Below are 16,036 nucleotides of genomic sequence, written 5' to 3'. Positions count from 1 at the left end.
CACCGGGACAGGCGACCGAGAAAACGCACATCACCCATGCTGTTGAAAGGCTTTCATGTCGGCCCCTTCGCTGGACCAGTCCGAATCCGCCATCGTCGCCCGGCTCCGGGCCGCAGGTTGTGTCTTCGCCGAGGACGAGGCCCAGATGATCATGTCTGCGGCCGGTGACTCCGCCGAGCTCGAAGAGATGGTCGAGCGCCGCGTCGTCGGTCTGCCCCTCGAACACGTCGTCGGCTACGCGGAGTTCTGCGGTCTGCGCATCGAGGTGGACGCCGAGGTCTTCGTGCCCCGGCGGCGTACCGAGGCACTCGTTCAGCAGGCCGCCGCGATCGCCCCCGCGCGCGCGGTCGTCGTCGACCTGTGCTGCGGCTCGGGCGCGCTGGGCGTGGCGCTGGCCGCCGCCCTGGACGAGGTCGAGCTGCACGCAGCGGACGTCAACTCCGCTGCCGTACGCTGCGCCCGGCGCAATGTCACGGCGGCCGGGGGCGAGGTCTACGAAGGTGACCTCTTCGAGCCGCTGCCCGCCCGCCTGAAGGGCCGCGTGGACGTCCTGCTGTCCAACGTGCCGTATGTGCCCACGGTGGAGATAGAGCTGCTGCCGACCGAGGCTCGCGAGTACGAGGCGCGGGTGGCTCTCGACGGTGGCGTGGACGGTCTTGAGGTTCTGCGGCGCGTGGTCGCCGAGGCGTCCCAGTGGCTGGCACCGGGCGGCATCCTGCTGTTCGAGACGAGCGAGCGCCAGGCCGATCAGGCTGTCGCGGCGGTCACCGGCGCCGGGCTGGTCGCGCGGGTGGCCACCGACGACGAGCTGGACGCCACCGTGATCATCGCGACCCGCTCCGACGCCGAGAGCGTCGCAGCCCGCTAGAGGGCCCTTCCGGACCGGGCCGGCACGGTCGACAGCGGTCGAGTCCGCTGTCGACCGATGTGCCTCAGACCAGCCGGGCGAACTGCTCGGCGTCCTCGTGGGCGCGGGCGCGGGACGCGTCGGCCTGGGGGCGCAGCATGGCCATGGCCGGGTTGCGGTGGGCCATGGTCAGTTCGGGCGTGATGATCTCGAGGTCCAGCCCGAGGGAGCCGGCCAGGATCGTCTTGAGGTAGGGGACCACGTGGTCCATGCCCTCGCGCGGGGTGCCGGGGCCGTAGCCGCCGCCGCGGCTCGCGACGGCCACGGCGCGACGGCCGCGGGTGGGGACCTGGTCGGGGACGGGGAACAGGGTCCGCCCGTTGACGAAGACCTGATCGATCCACGCCTTGAAGACGGAGGGGACCGACATGTTGTACATCGGCACGGTGAACAAATAGGCGCCGGCCCCGAGGAACTCCTCGATGAGCGTGTCCTGGAGGGCTATGGCGGCCGCCTGGCCCGCGGTGCGGTCGTCGGGGCTGGTGAAGCGCCCGGTGACCGAGTCGGCGGTCAGGTGCGGCAGGGGGTCCGCGGCGAGGTCGCGGTGTACGACCGCGCTGTCGGGGTGCTCCTTCTGCCAGGTGGCGAGGAAGGTGGCGGCGACCTCCCGGGAAACCGATTGAGCGGGCACGGCCGAGGAGTCGATATGAAGCAGGTAAGTCATCTTCGCTTTTCATTCGTGGACTGTGCCGCCCGGTGCCCGCGTGGGGGGAGAGGGAGGGCTTGAGTCAGGGGGGGATGGGAACGACCCAATGATCACCCCATGTTATGGACCACCGCCACCCCTCCGGGACGGTGCGGCATCCCCCACGTTGACAGTGTGACCCGCGGAGACTCCCGACGGTCAGCACCGGCGCATCCAGGGCCCTTTGGCCCCGCTCGTTCTCCGCGTTCGCGATGAGACGGAGCGCCACCACATGCTCAGACAAAGCAGGGAATCATGGAAAGCAACTCTCTTTCGGCTCCACCGATTTCGGGGAGCACGCGGCTTTACGCCGTTCTCGGTGACCCCGTCGCCCAAGTGCGGGCACCGTCCCTCCTCAACCCGCTCTTCGCGCGTCTGGGCATGGACGCGGTACTCGTCCCCGTACACGTTCGACCGGATTCCTTTGCCGATGTTTTCCACGGGCTTCGGAAGATGGAGAATCTCGACGGCATGCTCATCACCATTCCGCACAAGGCGGCGGCCGCGTGCCTCGCGGACGAGGTGAGTCCGGCGGCCGCGGCATCAGGTGCCGTGAACGCGCTGCGCCGGGAACCGGACGGCCGCTGGACCGGCGAGAACTTCGACGGAACCGGGTTCGTCAGTGGGCTGATCGCGGCCGGGCACGTCGCCGAGGGGAGCCGGGTCGCCCTGATGGGCGCCGGTGGGGCCGGCAGTGCGATTGCCGCGGCCCTGCTGTCCGCGGGCGCGGCACGGGTGTCCCTCTGCGACCCGGACGCGGACAGGCTCCGGACGCTCGTCGCCCGACTGGAGCGGCACTGGCCCGGCCGCACGAGGGGTATGCGCGAGCCCGCACTCGGGGACGCGGACATCGTGGTCAACGCGACCCCGCTGGGCATGCGCGCGGACGATCCGCTGCCGTTCCCCCTGGAGGCGCTCCGCCCGCGTTGCGTGGTCGCCGACGTGATCATGAAACCGAGAGAGACCGCCCTGTTGAAGGCCGCTGCCGCGCTGGGCCATCCGATCCTTCACGGAGCCCATATGCTCGATCACCAACTCGACCTGTACCGGACCTTTTTCCGGTTCGACGAGCTGCTCTCGGGGGCGGGCCGTGACGGTGAATGAGGCCGTGACCGTGACGGGCGGGACCCACCGGGTCAGTCAGCCGGAGCGACAGGACCAGCCGCAGCTGTTCGCCATCAGCGACCTGCATGTCGCCCACGCGGAGAACAGGGAGATCGTCGAACGGCTCCGTCCGGCGTCGGACGCCGACTGGCTGATCGTGGCCGGTGACGTGGGGGAGCTGACCGAGCAGATCACCTGGGCCCTGCGGACGCTGCGGGACAGGTTCGCCCAGGTGATCTGGGCTCCGGGCAATCACGAGCTGTGGACTCCCACGCAGGACCCGGTCGCACTGCGAGGCGTCGAGCGGTACCAGTACCTGGTGGACGTCTGCCGCGACCTGGGCGTCCTCACTCCCGAGGACCCCTACGCGCTGTGGGACGGGGCAGGTGGCCCGGTGCGGATCGCGCCGCTCTTCCTGCTGTACGACTACACCTTCCGGACTCCCACGGCAGCGACCAAGGACGAGTCGCTCGCGCAGGCGTACGACGCGGGCGTGGTGTGCACCGACGAGTTCTTCCTGCACCCCGACCCGTACAGCAGCCGCGAGGAGTGGTGCCACGCGCGGGTGGCCCACACCGAGCAGCGCCTCGCCGCCTGCGACCCCGATGTCCCGCTGGTGCTGGTCAACCACTACCCCCTGGTGCGGGAACCCACGAGGATCCTGCGCCACCAGGAGTTCGCACAGTGGTGCGGCACGGAGCGCACGGCCGACTGGCACAAGCGGTTCAACACGAGCGTGGTCGTCTACGGCCATCTCCACATTCCCCGGACCACCTGGCACGACGGCGTGCGCTTCGAGGAGGTGTCGGTCGGCTACCCGAGGGAGTGGCGGAGGACCGGCCACCCCCGGAACCTGCCGCGTCAGATCCTCACAGCGACGAGCACCCCGTGATCGAGCACATCCTCCCGCCCGACGTCACCACCCACGAGGCATTCGACGACTCGGCGGACGCCCCGGTCTTCCCCGAGGAGGCGGCGGTCGTCCGTGATGCCGTGGACTCCAGGAAACGCGAGTTCGCCACCGTCCGGATGTGCGCTCGCCGGGCGCTCGCCGATCTCGGCCTGCCCGCCGGCCCCGTACTGCCCGGCGAGGGCGGCGCACCCCGCTGGCCGGAGACGGTCGTGGGCAGCCTCACCCACTGCACCGGCTACCGGGCCGCGGTGCTGGGCCGAACCACGCACATCGCGATGCTCGGCATCGACGCGGAACCCCACGCACCCCTGCCCGACGGGATCCTCGACGCCATCGCCCTGCCGACGGAGCGCCGCCGTCTCCGCGTCCTGGGGGCGGCGGACCCGGGCGTCTGCTGGGACCGCCTGTTGTTCTGCATGAAGGAAGCGGTCTTCAAGGCGTGGTACCCCTTCACCGGCCAAGGGCTCGGCTTCGAGGACGCCGACATCGGTATCGACCTCGGCACGGGGACCTTCGGCGCGCGCATCCTCACCCCGCATCGCCTGCCCCGGGGCGGGCAGGTGGACCGCCTCGACGGCCGGTGGCTGGTCCGCGACGGCCTCGCACTCGCCGCGATCGCCGTCCCGGCCGCTCACCTGGCTAACACTCGATGATGTTCACCGCGAGACCGCCGCGCGCCGTCTCCTTGTACTTCACGCTCATGTCGGCGCCGGTCTCCTTCATGGTCTTGATGACCTTGTCGAGGGAGACCTTGTGGGTGCCGTCGCCGCGCAGAGCCATCTTGGCCGCGGTGACGGCCTTGACCGCCGCCATGCCGTTGCGCTCGATGCAGGGGATCTGGACGAGGCCGCCCACCGGGTCGCAGGTCAGACCCAGGTTGTGTTCCATGCCGATCTCCGCGGCGTTCTCCACCTGCTCGGCCGAGCCGCCGAGCACCTCGGCGAGGGCGCCCGCCGCCATGGAGCAGGCGGAGCCGACCTCGCCCTGGCAGCCGACCTCGGCGCCGGAGATCGAGGCGTTCTCCTTGAAGAGCATGCCGATGGCCCCTGCGGAGAGCAGGAAGCGTACGACGCTGTCCTCCTTCTCGGCCTCGGTGCAGCCGCCGGCCGCGAAGTTCATGTAGTAGTGCAGAACGGCGGGGATGATGCCCGCGGCGCCGTTGGTGGGAGCGGTGACGACACGGCCGCCCGCCGCGTTCTCCTCGTTGACCGCCATCGCGTAGAGGGTGATCCACTCCATGGCGTGGGCCTGCGGGTCGCCCTCGGCCCGCAGCTGGCGGGCGGAGTTCGCGGCGCGGCGCCGGACCTTCAGACCGCCCGGCAGGATGCCCTCGGTGGCCATGCCGCGTGCGACGCACGCCTGCATGACGCGCCAGATGTCCAGGAGGCCGGAGCGGATCTCGGCCTCGGTGCGCCAGGCCTTCTCGTTCTCCAGCATCAGCGAGGAGATGGACAGACCGGTCTCCCTGGCGAGGCGGAGCAGCTCGTCACCGGTGCGGAAGGGGTGCTTGAGCACGGTGTCGTCCGGGACGATCGGGTTCTCCCCGGCCACCGCGTCCTCGTCGACGACGAAGCCGCCGCCGACCGAGTAGTACGTCTTCTCCAGGAGCGTGGCGCCCTCGGCGTCGAACGCGAGCACCGTCATTCCGTTGGCGTGGTACGGCAGGGCCTTGCGGCGGTGCAGGACCAGCTGCTCGTCGGCGTCGAAGGGGATCTCGTGCATGCCCAGCAGGTTGATCCGGCCCCGGGTGCGGATCTCCTCGACGCGGGCGTCGGCGGATTCCACGTCGACCGTACGGGGCGACTCGCCCTCCAGGCCGAGCAGGACGGCCTTGGGCGTGCCGTGGCCGTGGCCGGTCGCGCCGAGCGAGCCGTACAGCTCGGCCCGTATCGAAGCGGTGTGGGCCAGCAGGCCCTCGTTCTTCAGACGGCGGGCGAACATACGGGCGGCGCGCATCGGGCCGACGGTGTGGGAGCTGGACGGGCCGATGCCGACCGAGAAGAGGTCGAAGACCGAGATGGCCACGGGAGGACTCCTAAAAAAGGGTTGGTAGACGCCGTTGTCTGCCGGTGGTGCGGGACGGGCCGGTGGGCCCGAGTGCAGCGGGGGGACAAGGGTGGGGGCACCGCGCTCACTGTCCAGTGTGCGCGGTGCCCCGCCCCGAACGTACGAAACAGCCGACCGGACTACTTCAGGCCGGGGTACAGCGGGAACTTCTCGGCCAGCGCGATGACGCGGGCCTTGAGGTCATCGGCGTCGTAGGACGGCTTCAGGGCCGACGCGATGATCTCCGCGACCTCGGTGAAGTCCTCGGCCTGGAAACCGCGGGTGGCCAGGGCCGGCGTACCGATCCGCAGACCCGAGGTGACCATCGGCGGCCGCGGGTCGTTCGGGATGGCGTTCCGGTTGACCGTGATGCCCAGCTCGTGGAGGCGGTCCTCGGCCTGCTGGCCGTCCAGCTCGGAGTTGCGCAGGTCGACGAGGACCAGGTGCACGTCCGTACCGCCGGAGAGGACGGAGACGCCGGCCTCGGTGACGTCCGGCTGCACCAGACGCTCGGCGAGGATGCGGGCGCCGTCCAGGGTGCGCTGCTGGCGCTCCTTGAACTCCTCGCCCGCCGCGATCTTGAACGAGACGGCCTTGGCCGCGATCACGTGCTCCAGCGGGCCACCCTGCTGACCGGGGAAGACCGCCGAGTTGATCTTCTTGGCGAGCTCCTGCGTCGACAGGATCACACCACCGCGCGGACCGCCGAGGGTCTTGTGCGTGGTGGTCGTGACGACGTGGGCGTGCGGCACCGGGTTGGGGTGCAGGCCCGCGGCCACCAGGCCGGCGAAGTGCGCCATGTCGACCATCAGGTACGCGCCGACCTCGTCCGCGATGCGGCGGAAGGCGGCGAAGTCGAGCTGACGCGGGTAGGCGGACCAGCCCGCGACGATCAGCTTCGGCTTGGACTCCTTGGCGAGGCGCTCGACCTCGGCCATGTCCACGACGCCGGTCTCGTCGACGTGGTACGGGACCACGTTGTAGAGCTTGCCGGAGAAGTTGATCTTCATGCCGTGGGTCAGGTGACCGCCGTGGGCCAGGTTGAGACCCATGATCGTGTCGCCCGGCTTCAGCAGCGCGAACATCGCGGCGGCGTTGGCCTGCGCGCCCGAGTGCGGCTGGACGTTCGCGGCCTCGGCGCCGAACAGCGCCTTGATGCGGTCGATCGCGATCTGCTCGACGACGTCGACGTGCTCACAGCCGCCGTAGTAGCGGCGGCCCGGGTAGCCCTCGGCGTACTTGTTGGTCAGGACGGAGCCCTGCGCCTCCATGACCGCGACCGGAGCGAAGTTCTCCGAGGCGATCATTTCGAGGGTGGACTGCTGACGGTGGAGCTCGGCGTCGACGGCGGCGGCGACGTCCGGGTCCAGCTCGTGGAGGGAGGAGTTGAGAAGCGACATCAGGGGGTCCCTTGGGTCTCAGTTGCCGGAGAACTCGGTGTACTCGTCGGCGGAGAGCAGGTCCTTCGGCTCATCCGCGACACGTACCTTGAACAGCCAGCCGCCCTCGAAAGGAGCGGAGTTCACCAGCGACGGGTCGTCCACGACGTCCTGGTTCGCGTCGGTGACCTCACCGGTGACCGGCGAGTACAGGTCGCTGACCGACTTGGTCGACTCCAGCTCGCCGCAGGTCTCGCCCGCGGTCACCGTGTCACCGACCTCGGGGAGCTGGGCGTAGACGACGTCACCGAGCGCGTTGGCGGCGAATTCGGTGATGCCGATCGTGGCCACACCGTCCTCGACGGCCGACAGCCACTCGTGCTCCTTGCTGTACCGCAGCTGCTGGGGGTTGCTCATGACCTGAATTCTCCTGTACGCGGGGGAGTGCTGATGAACGGTGGTCTTACGGGGTGAGACGCGACTGCGTCACGTCAGGGACGCCGGGATGTCCCGGATGTCACTTCTGGCGCTTGTAGAACGGCAGGGCCACGACCTCGTACGGCTCGTGCGTGCCCCGGATGTCGACTCCGACGCCCGTGGTGCCGGGCGCGGCGTGCGCCGCGTCGACGTACGCCATGGCGATCGGCTTGCCCAGCGTGGGCGAAGGCGCTCCGGAGGTGACCTCGCCGATGACCGTGCCCTCGGGCCCGCCCACGGCGACAACGGGGAAACCGGCACGGGGCACCCGGCGGCCCTCGGCGACCAGGCCGACGAGCTTGCGCGGGGGAGCGGTCTCGGCGCGCTCGGCGGCGGCCTCCAGCGCGGCGCGCCCGACGAAGTCGCCCTCCTTCTCGAACTTCACGACCCGGCCGAGACCGGCGTCGAACGGGGTCAGCGCGGTGGTCAGCTCGTGCCCGTACAGCGGCATGCCCGCCTCCAGGCGCAGCGTGTCGCGGCAGGAGAGCCCGCACGGGATCAGACCGGCCGGGGCGCCGGCCTCGGTGAGGGCCTTCCACAGCTGCTCGGCGTGCTCGGGGGCGACGAAGAGCTCGAAGCCGTCCTCGCCGGTGTAGCCGGTACGGGCGATCAGGGCCGGGACACCGGCGACGGTGCCGGGCAGGCCCGCGTAGTACTTCAGTCCGTCCAGGTCCGCGTCCGTGACGGACTTGAGGATGCCGGGGGACTCCGGGCCCTGGACGGCGATCAGCGCGTACGCGTCGCGGTCGTCGCGTACGACGGCGTCGAAACCGGCGGCGCGCTCGGTGATCGCGTCGAGGACGGTCTGGGCGTTGCCGGCGTTGGCGACGACCATGTACTCGCTCTCGCCCAGGCGGTAGACGATCAGGTCGTCCAGGATGCCGCCGTCCTCGCGGCAGATCATGGTGTAGCGGGCGCGGCCGAGGCCGACCGTGCCGATGTTGCCGACGAGCGCGTAGTTCAGCAGGTCGACGGCCTGCGGGCCCGTGACCGTGATCTCGCCCATGTGCGACAGGTCGAAGAGACCGGCCCTGGTGCGCACGGCGTTGTGCTCGTCGCGCTCACTGGCGTAGCGCAGCGGCATGTCCCAGCCCGCGAAGTCGGTCATGGTCGCGCCCAGCGAACGGTGCAGGGCGTCCAGCGCGGTGTGGCGGGGGGCAGTGCTCGGGGCAGTGCTCATGGATACGGCTCCAGGGCATGACGACAGAGGACGATCCCTCCCCATCTGTCATCGGAACCTGAGAGGTTCGCCGAGAGGCCCTGAGGGGGTCGTTCCCCACAGAGGTCGGCTTGCACCTTGGGTGGAGCCGCGGAACGGCTCGCTTTTCAGATCTGCCTCATCCACGCGGTACGGGGCCTGAGAGATTCAAGGGAGGAACTTGCTCCTTCGGCGCCCGGCACACACAGTGTCCGGAACTCTCCCGCGCGGATTCAAACGGCCGGTATGCAGTTGGCGGGGTCATCATCGCACGGCATGCGGGAGAGTGGGACGTCCGGTCCCGACGGATACGGGCCGGTGAGCCGGTTGTGCCGCATTACCTTTTCTTTACACTTCTTGGGCAGATGTGGGTCACCGGACAGGGGGAGGCGATGACGTTGCAGCGTTACGCGACGACCGCGGGGGCCGCGCAGGGGGCGGTGCCGCCGCAGCAGGCGGCGCCCGTCCGCGCGCTGCTGGGCACGCACGCGCCCGTCGTGCGGGACCTGCGCGGCCGGGAAGGGCGCGGCCCGCGCAGTCTGGACTTCGCCGCGGGCGACGTGGTGGTCGTCTCCGGGCTGCCCGGCAGCGGCAAGTCGACCCTGATCCGCCGCACGGTGACGGAGCGGGCCATCGACTCCCAGGACACCAGGGACCGCTGGGGCCGCGCCCTGCCCCGTCTCCTCCCGTACGCCCTCTACCGCCCCCTCGTGCGCGCCGCCCACTACACCGGGCTCTGGCAGGCCCTGCGCTCCGGCGAGTCCGTCGTGGTGCACGACTGCGGCACGCAGACCTGGGTACGGCGCTGGCTGGCCCGGCACGCCAGGCGCAGAGGCCGCATCCTGCACCTCGTCCTGCTCGACGTCACCCCCGAGGTGGCCAGGGAGGGCCAGCGGGAGCGCGGCCGCGGAGTCTCCGGATACGCGTTCGCCCGCCACCGGCGCTCGGTCGGCCGGCTCATGCGGGACACGGAGACCGGCCTGCTCCCGGCGGGATGCGCCTCGGCGGTGCTGCTGGACCGCGAGGCGGCGGACGCGCTCGACCGGATCGCGTTCGCACCCACGTAGGGCCTGGCGTTCGCTCGTCTACGATCGCTGCCGCAGGGCACGACGAGAAGGGGAGCAGCACCAGTGGACAATCCGGCGCCGTTCGAGACCCAGCCGCACCACGGCTGGCCGGGCAACGAGCTCGAAGAAGTGCTGGTCGCCTCCCTCGGCGTCCCGGAGGCGGGCGGCCGGCTGCTCGAAGTGCTCGGCCGCAGCCCGCTCTGGGTGCCGCTGCCCAACGGTGGCCATCCCGCCAGCGACGACCTCGATCTGCCGATGATGGACATCGACGGCGCCGCGTACGTCCCCGTGTACAGCTCCGAGGCGCAGTTCCTGCTGTGCGTCGGCAGCCACATCTCCTTCGCCGTGGCGCCCGCCCGCGACTTCGCCCGCGGGCTGCCCCCGCAGGTGGGCATCGCGGTGAACCCGGGCGGCGCCGTCGGCCTGCCCCTGCCGCCGCCGGCCGTCGCCGAACTGTGCCGGGCCGGCCGCACCCCGCTGGACGGCCCCGCGGGCGGCGGCCGGGTCAAGCTCTACGAGCCGGACTGGCAGGAGGACCCCGTCGACTTCCTCGCCGCGGTCTCCGGCGAATTCCAGGAGAGCGGTGTCGTGAGCACCGCCCGCCGGGCGCTCGCCAGCATCGAGGGCGGTGATCCGGTCCTCTTCGTCGGAGTCGAGTTCGCCACCTGGGACGGCGCCGGGCAGAGCGCCCCGATGGACGCCATCGGCCGTGCGCTCGGCCGGGTCCAGCCGCCCTGGCCGGTCAATCTCGTCCTGCTCGACGTGACGCAGGACCCCGTCGGGGACTGGATGCGCGAGAAGGTACGCCCCTTCTACCGGCGCGAAGGACACTGACCGCCGTCAAGTCGGTGTCAGAAGCGAGGCATAAGCTGGTTTGATGGCATGGCGGGGTCGCACCCGTATGCCCGGAAGTGGCGGGGCGACAGCGGATCGATGAGGGGCGGGACCCAGAGTGAGCGCGTCAGGCACCGCGGCGGCCGGGCAGATCGAGCACATGCTGGGCCAGGTGACGCCCGGGCGTTACGACGCGTACGAAGCACTGCTCCAGGCCCTCACCGACGGCCGGGTCTGGATGCTCCTGTGGCACGGCACCGCGGGCTCTCCCGATGCCCAGTACGGGAACATGGAGGTCGACGGGCTGGGCTACGCCCCCTGTGTGACCTCCGCCCAGGAGCTCTCCGCCAGCGGCTGGAACCGCGCCCACGAACTGGTCACCGGACGTGACATCGCCCGCGCGCTCTTCCCCGACCGCTGGGGCATCTGGCTCAACCCCCACGCCCCGGGCGGCGGCGTCGGCATCCCCTGGCTCGACCTGCGCCGGATCGCCACCGGCCTCGACCGGATGCCCGCGGGACCGCTGCGGCTCTCCGAGCCCGCCATCGAGATCCCGCAGTTCTACGCCATGCTCACGCAGAACGCCCACCGCACCCCGGCCGTCCGCTCGCTGCGCCGCGCCTGGGTGCAGCCCGCGCTCGGCGTCCCGTACCTCGCGATCGGCCTCGACCTCTACGACACGGGCAGGCCCTCCGTCGACGCCGTGCGCGCCATGATGCAGCAGTCGATCGGCGCGGTCCCCGACGGCCTGCCCCTCTCCACCGTCTCCATGTCCGACGAGTACGACCCCGTCGCGATGTGGCTGCGCGCCAACGCCCGGCCGTTCTACGACCGCGAGGCGCACGCCCCGGCCGGCGCGCCGGGTTACGGCTACCCCCCGGCCCCGCGCGCCTTCTAGGGCCGGGCGATCCCGCCGGCGTAGACGTTGTCCGGGGTCACGACCCGGGTGATCGCCCGGGCGAGCAGCGTGGACGGCTCCTGGCCCCCGCTGAGGGCATCTGTGTTGATCATGATGACCAGGGTCGCCTTCTGCGAGGGCAGGTAGACGGTCACGGTCTCGTACCCCGGCAGTGAGCCGTTGTGCCCGATCCATCCGCCGGTCTTGAGGATGCCGAGGCCGTAGGTGGTACCGGGGAAGCCCGTCGGCAGCGTCTTGAGGCGCTGGGCCTGGGTCGCGGGGCTGAGCAGCTCCCCGGTGGCGACGATCTCGGCCCAGTGGCGCAGGTCGTGCAGGTTGGAGATCATCGCCCCGGCGGCCCACGCCCAGCTGGGATTCCAGTCCGTGGCGTCCTCGATCTCGCCGCTCAGCGTCTGGTCGGTGTAGCCGTGCGGATGCGGCTCGGGGAACTCGGGCCCCGTCGGGAACAGCGTGTGGCGCAGGTGGGACGGGCGGAGCACCCGGGCACGGATGAAGTCCTCGAGCCGGTGACCGCTGACCTTCTCGATCACCAGGCCGAGCAGGATGAGGTTGGAGTTGGAGTACTGGAACCGCGCGCCCGGCTCGAAGGTGTTCTTGTGCTTCATGCCGTACGCGAGCAGTTCCTGCGGGGTGAAGGAGCGCTGCGGGTCGCTCAGCAGATCCCGGTCGAAGTCCGCGTCGGCGGTGTACGGGAACAGGCCGCTGCGCATCTCGGCGAGATGGCGGAGCGTGATCCGGTCACCGTTGCGCACGCCCGGGACGTAGTCGGAGATCGGGTCGTCCAGCTCGATCCGGCCGTCGTCGACGAGTTCGAGCAGCGCGGTGACGGTGAAGGTCTTGGTCTCGCTGCCGATCCTGATGTACGAGTCCGCGGCCATCGGCTCGCGGGTGGCGGTGTCGGCGACGCCGGTCGCGCGGACGTAGCTCCCCCTGCCCGGCATCCAGAGTCCGACGACGACGCCGGGAATGCCCGCCTGCTCGCGGACGTCCGCGATGGCCTTGTCCAGGCGGGCGTCCAGCTCGGGACCGAGGCCGCCCGGCGGACAGTCGTCCTGGCCGTACCGGTCGACGCCCGCGGCGTGGACCGCCGGAGCGGGCGTCACGGCCGTCGGGGCCAGCACGGCCGCCACGAGCAGCGCTGCGGCGAACAGTCTTCGGCTGGGGATGCGTCGCATGTCGGGGCCTCTTCCAGGTCGGGGAGCGGACGGCAACATCACCATCCGGACTCCCGGCGGAGGGTCCCGTCCGATACGGGCTCCGTCGATTCCACTCGTTCGGAGCCACGCGGACCGCCCCATCCGGCCGATTCGCCCCCCATTCAGCGGGCGAGCTGCATTTCACCCCCTCTGATGGCCGCTGCCACCCAACGCGGCGTTGGCGGTGGTCCGTGCCCTAATCCGCGCCAACCTCCCCGTGTCCGGGGGGCGTTCACGTGCGTCCGCATAACGGATCAGCCCTGATGCATCACGGTTAGGCATCCATTCACCGCCAAGTCTGGCAACCTGTCGCGGCCCCGATGAAGACTCCCGCAACAAGGGATGTTCCGTCCCTGAACACAAACGGACTGATCACGCCGCCACAGCGGCAAGTGCGTACCGGCCACCGCCGGTTGAGAGGGGTCCCTGGCACGATGACGGCACCACTTCACGAGCCGACAACGGAAGCGGCCCCGACGGCGGGATTCGAGGCCGGCGTCCCGGAGAAGGCGGTGCAAGGCCGTTCCCTGGGCCGTATCGCCTGGGAGCGTCTGAAGCGGGACAAGCTGGCCCTCGGCGGGGGCGTCGTGGTGCTGGTGCTCGTCCTCGTCGCCGTGCTGGCGCCGCTGATCACGAGTCTGGTCGGCCAGTCGCCGTACGAGCGCCACGAGGAACTGATCGATCCTCTCTTCTCCACGCCCATCGGATCGTTCGGCGGGATGAGCGGGGAGCACCTGCTCGGGATCGAGCCGGTCAGCGGCCGCGACATCTTCGCCCGCATCGTCTACGGCGCCCAGGTCTCCCTGCTCGTCGGCTTCGCCTCCGCGGTGGTCGCCATCGTGCTGGGCACCGTCCTCGGTGTACTCGCGGGCTTCTTCGGCGGCTGGCTGGACGCGCTCATCAGCCGGGTGATGGACATGCTGCTGTCCTTCCCGCAGCTCCTCTTCATCATCGCGCTGGTCTCCGTCATGCCGAACGAGATGCTGGGGCTGACCGGTACGGGAGTCCGTCTCTTCGTGATGATCCTGGTCATCGGATTCTTCGGCTGGCCGTACGTGGGCCGGGTCGTGCGCGGCCAGACGCTGTCCCTGCGCGAGCGGGAGTACGTGGACGCCGCACGCAGCCTCGGGGCCGGGCGGATCTACATCCTCTTCAAGGAGCTCCTGCCCAACCTCGTCGCGCCCATCATCGTGTACGCCACGATGATGATCCCGACCAACATCCTGACCGAGGCGGCCCTGAGCTTCCTGGGCGTCGGCGTCAAGCCGCCCTCCGCCTCCTGGGGACAGATGCTGTCCTCCGCCCTGAGCTACTACGAGGCCGACCCGATGTACATGATCATCCCGGGCCTGGCCATCTTCATCACCGTGCTCTCCTTCAACCTCTTCGGCGACGGCGTACGCGATGCGCTCGACCCGAAGGGGACTCGCTGACTGCCGTACCCCGCGAAGCCCGTGCACCGCACAGGCCGCTTCTACACACGGAGGACCCGAATCGTGACTACCCGACGGAACGCACGGCGCAAGCAGGCAGTGGCCGCTGCTGCCGTGGTCGCGGCGCTGCTCTCCACCGCGGCGTGCGGCGGCGGTGATGACGGCAATGGCAAGGGCGGCAAGGGCAAGGGCGGCTCGGCGGCCGGCTTCGACGCGGCCAACAACAAGGTCGCCAACGCCTCGGCGAAGAAGGGCGGCACGCTGAAGTTCGCCGGAGTCCAGGACGCCGACTCCTGGGACACCACGCGTGGCTACTACGGCTTCGTGTGGAACTTCATGCGGTACTACAGCCGCCAGCTCGTCACCAGCAAGGCCGAGCCGGGCAAGGCCGGAGCCGAGCTGACGCCGGACCTCGCCACCGAGCGCGCCAAGATCACCGACGACGGCAAGACGTACACGTACACCCTGCGCGACGGCATCACGTGGGAGGACGGCAAGCCGATCACCTCCCAGGACGTCAAGTACGGCATCGAGCGCCAGTGGGCGCAGGACGTGCTGTCCGGCGGCCCGGTCTACCTGCGTGACATCCTCGACCCCAAGGGTGAGTACAAGGGTCCGTACAAGGACACCTCCAAGGACAAGCTGGGCCTGAAGGCCATCGAGACGCCGGACGAGAAGACCATCATCTTCAAGCTCCCGACGGCGAACTCGGACTTCGAGGAGATCCTGGCGCTGACCTCGTCCTCGCCGGTCCGCCAGGACAAGGACACCAAGTCGAAGTACGGCCTGAAGCCGTTCTCGTCCGGCCCGTACAAGTTCGAGTCGTACGCGCCGAACAAGTCCCTCGTGCTGGTCCGCAACGAGAACTGGAAGCAGTCCTCCGACCCGGTCCGCAAGGCGCTCCCGGACAAGATCACGCTGAACCTGTTCTCCAACGCGGACGACATGGACAACAAGCTGATCGCGGGCGACTTCGACCTCGACATCAACCAGACGGGTCTCTCCCCGCAGGGCCGCACCAAGGCGCTGAAGGAGCACAAGGAGAACCTGGACAACCCGGTCTCCGGCTACATCCGTTACGCGGTCTTCCCGCAGAACGTCGCGCCGTTCGACAACATCGACTGCCGCAAGGCCGTCATCTACGGAGCCGACCACAAGTCGCTCCAGACCGCGCGTGGCGGCCCGATCGCCGGTGGCGACATCGGCACCAACATGCTGCCCCCGTCGGTGCCCGGCTCCGAGGGCCAGAAGTACGACCCGTACGGCACCTCCGCCAACGAGGGCGCCCCGGACACCGCCAAGGCCAAGGCCGCCCTGAAGGCGTGTGGCAAGCCGAACGGCTTCTCCACCACCATCGCCGTGCGTAACAACAAGCCGGTCGAGGTCGCCACCGCCGAGTCGCTCCAGGCGTCGCTCGGCAAGATCGGCATCAAGGTCGAGATCGACCAGTACGACGGCTCGCAGACCTCGGGCATCATCGGCAACCCGTCCGTGGTCAAGAAGAAGAACTACGGAATCATCATCATGGGCTGGGGTCCGGACTTCCCCTCGGTCCAGGGTTACGGCGCGCCCCTCTGGGACAGCAGCTACATCCTCGAGAGCGGCAACAACAACTTCGCCATGATCGACGACAAGGCGATCGACGCCAACTTCGACAAGTTCTCCGTCGAGCTCGACCCGGAGAAGAAGAAGGCCATCGCCACGGAGATCAACCACCAGGTGATGGAGGGCGCGTACTACCTGCCCTTCGTCTTCGAGAAGTTCATCAACTGGCGCTCCCCGCGGCTGACGAACGTCTACACGACGGACGCCTACAGCGGCACGTACGACTTCGCCAGCCTGGGCGTTGTGAAGTAACCACCACACCGGCACACCCGC

At 69.8% G+C, this 16,036-nt stretch carries 15 protein-coding genes and 1 riboswitch; of the genes, 9 read left to right on the top strand and 6 right to left on the bottom strand.

Annotation, left to right across the window (positions count from 1 at the left end; genetic code table 11):
* Positions 1 to 55 precede the first annotated feature (55 nt).
* A complete protein-coding gene (locus AC07FA_RS29535) occupies positions 56 to 868 on the top strand; it encodes a putative protein N(5)-glutamine methyltransferase (protein ID WP_479079344.1) in 813 nt (270 codons plus the stop codon).
* Positions 869 to 932: 64 nt separating this feature from the next.
* Here AC07FA_RS29535 and AC07FA_RS29530 read toward each other — a convergent pair whose 3' ends face one another.
* Complete coding sequence (locus AC07FA_RS29530; RefSeq protein ID WP_479079343.1) at positions 933 to 1,571, bottom strand: FMN-dependent NADH-azoreductase; 639 nt, start codon at positions 1,569 to 1,571, stop codon at positions 933 to 935.
* A 276-nt stretch (positions 1,572 to 1,847) separates the two neighbouring features.
* On the opposite strand from AC07FA_RS29530, the gene AC07FA_RS29525 reads away from it, so the two are divergent.
* The 3 genes from AC07FA_RS29525 (at position 1,848) to AC07FA_RS29515 (ending at position 4,262) form a co-directional block, all read left to right on the top strand.
* Entirely contained in the window at positions 1,848 to 2,696 is an 849-nt protein-coding gene (locus tag AC07FA_RS29525) for a shikimate dehydrogenase family protein (RefSeq protein ID WP_479079342.1), read from the top strand.
* A gap of 64 nt (positions 2,697 to 2,760) precedes the next feature.
* A complete protein-coding gene (locus tag AC07FA_RS29520) occupies positions 2,761 to 3,588 on the top strand; it encodes a metallophosphoesterase family protein (RefSeq protein WP_479079373.1) in 828 nt (275 codons plus the stop codon).
* Positions 3,585 to 4,262 carry a 4'-phosphopantetheinyl transferase family protein gene (locus AC07FA_RS29515; protein ID WP_479079341.1) on the top strand — a complete coding sequence of 226 codons (678 nt, stop codon included), beginning with the start codon at positions 3,585 to 3,587 and terminating at the stop codon, positions 4,260 to 4,262. Before AC07FA_RS29520 ends, AC07FA_RS29515 begins: the two co-directional genes overlap by 4 nt.
* Here AC07FA_RS29515 and AC07FA_RS29510 read toward each other — a convergent pair.
* From AC07FA_RS29510 to gcvT, 4 genes are all read right to left on the bottom strand, one after another.
* The gene (locus AC07FA_RS29510; RefSeq protein ID WP_479079340.1) at positions 4,249 to 5,634 is read right to left on the bottom strand and encodes an L-serine ammonia-lyase; all 1,386 of its coding nucleotides are present in this window, start codon (positions 5,632 to 5,634) and stop codon (positions 4,249 to 4,251) included. The genes AC07FA_RS29515 and AC07FA_RS29510 overlap by 14 nt on opposite strands.
* Positions 5,635 to 5,795: 161 nt before the next feature.
* On the bottom strand, positions 5,796 to 7,055 hold the full coding sequence (glyA, locus tag AC07FA_RS29505; protein WP_479079339.1) for a serine hydroxymethyltransferase: 1,260 nt from the start codon (positions 7,053 to 7,055) through the stop codon (positions 5,796 to 5,798).
* An 18-nt stretch (positions 7,056 to 7,073) separates the two neighbouring features.
* On the bottom strand, positions 7,074 to 7,451 hold the full coding sequence (gene gcvH / locus AC07FA_RS29500; RefSeq protein ID WP_479079338.1) for a glycine cleavage system protein GcvH: 378 nt from the start codon (positions 7,449 to 7,451) through the stop codon (positions 7,074 to 7,076).
* A gap of 100 nt (positions 7,452 to 7,551) precedes the next feature.
* Positions 7,552 to 8,691, bottom strand: a complete 1,140-nt coding sequence (gcvT, locus tag AC07FA_RS29495; RefSeq protein WP_479079337.1) for a glycine cleavage system aminomethyltransferase GcvT — start codon at positions 8,689 to 8,691, stop codon at positions 7,552 to 7,554.
* 156 nt (positions 8,692 to 8,847) lie between these two features.
* Positions 8,848 to 8,945, bottom strand: a riboswitch (glycine riboswitch).
* Between the two features lie 156 nt (positions 8,946 to 9,101).
* Between gcvT and AC07FA_RS29490 the strand changes: the two genes are divergently transcribed.
* The 3 genes from AC07FA_RS29490 (at position 9,102) to AC07FA_RS29480 (ending at position 11,508) form a co-directional block, all read left to right on the top strand.
* Positions 9,102 to 9,776 (top strand): AAA family ATPase, encoded by a 675-nt coding sequence (locus tag AC07FA_RS29490; RefSeq protein WP_479079336.1) that lies wholly within the window; start codon positions 9,102 to 9,104, stop codon positions 9,774 to 9,776.
* Positions 9,777 to 9,839: 63 nt separating this feature from the next.
* Positions 9,840 to 10,610, top strand: coding sequence for an enhanced serine sensitivity protein SseB (locus AC07FA_RS29485; protein WP_479079335.1), 771 nt, complete (start codon positions 9,840 to 9,842; stop codon positions 10,608 to 10,610).
* Between the two features lie 118 nt (positions 10,611 to 10,728).
* Positions 10,729 to 11,508, top strand: a complete 780-nt coding sequence (locus AC07FA_RS29480) for an enhanced serine sensitivity protein SseB C-terminal domain-containing protein (protein WP_479079334.1) — start codon at positions 10,729 to 10,731, stop codon at positions 11,506 to 11,508.
* Here AC07FA_RS29480 and AC07FA_RS29475 read toward each other — a convergent pair.
* Positions 11,505 to 12,704, bottom strand: coding sequence for a serine hydrolase domain-containing protein (locus tag AC07FA_RS29475; RefSeq protein ID WP_479079333.1), 1,200 nt, complete (start codon positions 12,702 to 12,704; stop codon positions 11,505 to 11,507). The two genes, AC07FA_RS29480 and AC07FA_RS29475, sit on opposite strands and share 4 nt — an antisense overlap.
* A gap of 455 nt (positions 12,705 to 13,159) precedes the next feature.
* Between AC07FA_RS29475 and AC07FA_RS29470 the strand changes: the two genes are divergently transcribed.
* Both AC07FA_RS29470 and AC07FA_RS29465 read left to right on the top strand, forming a co-directional pair.
* A complete protein-coding gene (locus AC07FA_RS29470; RefSeq protein ID WP_479079332.1) occupies positions 13,160 to 14,158 on the top strand; it encodes an ABC transporter permease in 999 nt (332 codons plus the stop codon).
* A gap of 60 nt (positions 14,159 to 14,218) precedes the next feature.
* Positions 14,219 to 16,015, top strand: a complete 1,797-nt coding sequence (locus AC07FA_RS29465) for an ABC transporter substrate-binding protein (protein WP_479079372.1) — start codon at positions 14,219 to 14,221, stop codon at positions 16,013 to 16,015.
* Positions 16,016 to 16,036: the final 21 nt, after the last annotated feature.

The organism is Streptomyces sp. NPDC045968 (assembly GCF_056430475.1).
The sequence above is the reverse complement of the archived record's forward strand: the minus strand, read 5'-3'. Positions and strand labels throughout refer to the sequence as shown.

Bases quoted from the DNA above. Each gene is read 5' to 3' on its own strand.
- AC07FA_RS29535 (WP_479079344.1), top strand. From the start codon at position 56: ATGTCGGCCCCTTCGCTGGACCAGTCCGAATCCGCCATCGTCGCCCGG.
- AC07FA_RS29530 (WP_479079343.1), bottom strand. From the start codon at position 1,571: ATGACTTACCTGCTTCATATCGACTCCTCGGCCGTGCCCGCTCAATCG.
- AC07FA_RS29525 (WP_479079342.1), top strand. From the start codon at position 1,848: ATGGAAAGCAACTCTCTTTCGGCTCCACCGATTTCGGGGAGCACGCGG.
- glyA (WP_479079339.1), bottom strand. From the start codon at position 7,055: ATGTCGCTTCTCAACTCCTCCCTCCACGAGCTGGACCCGGACGTCGCC.
- gcvH (WP_479079338.1), bottom strand. From the start codon at position 7,451: ATGAGCAACCCCCAGCAGCTGCGGTACAGCAAGGAGCACGAGTGGCTG.
- gcvT (WP_479079337.1), bottom strand. From the start codon at position 8,691: ATGAGCACTGCCCCGAGCACTGCCCCCCGCCACACCGCGCTGGACGCC.
- AC07FA_RS29490 (WP_479079336.1), top strand. From the start codon at position 9,102: ATGACGTTGCAGCGTTACGCGACGACCGCGGGGGCCGCGCAGGGGGCG.
- AC07FA_RS29475 (WP_479079333.1), bottom strand. From the start codon at position 12,704: ATGCGACGCATCCCCAGCCGAAGACTGTTCGCCGCAGCGCTGCTCGTG.
- AC07FA_RS29470 (WP_479079332.1), top strand. From the start codon at position 13,160: ATGACGGCACCACTTCACGAGCCGACAACGGAAGCGGCCCCGACGGCG.